The sequence below is a fragment of the Paenibacillus sp. P4_E11 genome (assembly GCF_056401635.1).
In genome coordinates this window covers 1-1,754 of the sequence record NZ_JBFUIX010000413.1, presented here as the reverse complement: position 1 = coordinate 1,754, position 1,754 = coordinate 1, and the positions used below count along the sequence as shown (strand labels likewise).

The 1,754-nt window shown below is 39.4% G+C and carries 2 protein-coding genes; both read left to right on the top strand.

The window, feature by feature from the left end; genetic code table 11:
- The first annotated feature begins 1,146 nt into the window (after positions 1 to 1,146).
- Positions 1,147 to 1,719 carry a P-loop domain-containing protein gene (locus AC1DWB_RS34620; protein ID WP_477545604.1) on the top strand — a complete coding sequence of 191 codons (573 nt, stop codon included), beginning with the start codon at positions 1,147 to 1,149 and terminating at the stop codon, positions 1,717 to 1,719.
- On the top strand, positions 1,704 to 1,754 hold a 51-nt coding region (locus AC1DWB_RS34615; RefSeq protein ID WP_477545605.1), incomplete at its 3' end, for a hypothetical protein. The genes AC1DWB_RS34620 and AC1DWB_RS34615, both read left to right, overlap by 16 nt.

Here is a 1,754-nt window from a genome sequence, read left to right as displayed (position 1 = left end):
GTCTGGAACCGATCTAAGATATCCATATCCATGAGTAACGAGGAGCTAATGAACTAGTAAATTCATTTAGATGGTACGCGGGGTGCTTTGGAAACTGGCACGCTCCGTGTGGAGCAGGGGAAAAGCTGGAGATCGCATCAAATGCTTACCTATTGCTACAAATAACGCACATGAATACGGAAAGTAACTGCTTAGAAAGTTGAAGAAACTGCGTGAAATTCTTAGTATAACTTATTTATCGTGTCCTGTGTTTTCATTCTACGGGGGCACTTTTACCTATTTCAGGGTTCGAGTTAATTATAATTAATCTTTCCCTAAATTGTGCATAATCTTAATGTTATGATTATGTTGCTGTAAAAATAAATGGTAACGAGGTGAGGACAATGAAAACAAAAAAAAATACGTTTTATCCTCATGTTGCTTTTTAGTTATTTTTTTTACGAATACACTAGGCTCTGAGGGTAGGATTCACTCTCAGGGCTTTTATATTTAGGCAGAAGGAAAGTTTAAGCTTTCTTGCCTGTCTATGACAGCCACTTACGGAGTGGCTGTTATTTTTTTAGGGCAAAGGTTTGGTCAAGGCAACAATAGTGGTTTTATTTTGAAATTGGTTAAATCTAATCGTTTGTCTTACAAATTGATCTGAACTCTATTAGGGGGAATATGTATAGAACTTGAATTACTTAGGATGGGATTCATTTTTCGCGGAAAATTTCAAACCGTGCCGGTTTATGTTTGAGCAGGCTCATACCTGGATATTAGGGGTTGATCCGTTCTGTCGTTACCTTGTTCCAAAGGATAAGGGGCCCCCTTCTTGAGATATCGTTTCAACTTCGGCATGGTTTCCCTTTATTCACCGCTTTCCAAATATGAAAGGAATGATGCTTTATTAAAAGACTAGAACAAAATTTTCGCTCATTACAATCCGGACAGTCATCTTACAGTTTTATTTATGAAGATGCAGCCTATTGGAAAAATGATGTTGCCTATTGCATTGAACGGACACATAAACTCACACTGGATAAACCATGCATCACCATAAAAATACCTTTTGACCGTCTTGGCGTAGATGAAAATAGGGATCAAGTTGTCCTCTCAGATTTTGCATTAAGAGAATGGGTTGATTATATTGAGGCATTAAATGAATTGATTTATAACCGGTCACGACCTGATAAAGAAAATGGTGCTTTTTATTGTTTCGGTCCAACCAATGTGGTGTTGCAACGTAATGCATCCTTTGTCGAGGTCATCTGGGAAAAATGGTATTTATGCCTAATGATTACAGTTCAACTTCCATTCAGGAATAATGATAAAGCTATGCGCATGCTCTGCAAAATGCTTCCAAAAGAAGTGGAGAAGTTTATTGCCAAGTTTGATCTCATCAAATTAAATGCTGCCTGTGAATGCGTAAAGAAACAAAATATGATTCGGGATTGGCTGAAATCCAGTGAGTATTGTGCGTTTATTGCGAATGGCAGCATTCTGCCAAGAAATAAAGACAACAGCGGGCCACTGGAGGGTGCCTTGCCTTTTACATCCCCGGAAGATGTTGAAGTTGAAATTTGTGGTTTGCGGGGAATGGGAATTAAACATGGTGTGACGGTCATCACCGGCGGGGGTTATTCCGGTAAAAGCACATTGCTGGATGCACTAAATTCGGGGATTTACAATCACAGCATGKGTGACGGACCGGTAAAAGCACATTGCTGGATGCACTAAATTCGGGGATTTACAATCACAGCATGGGTGACGGA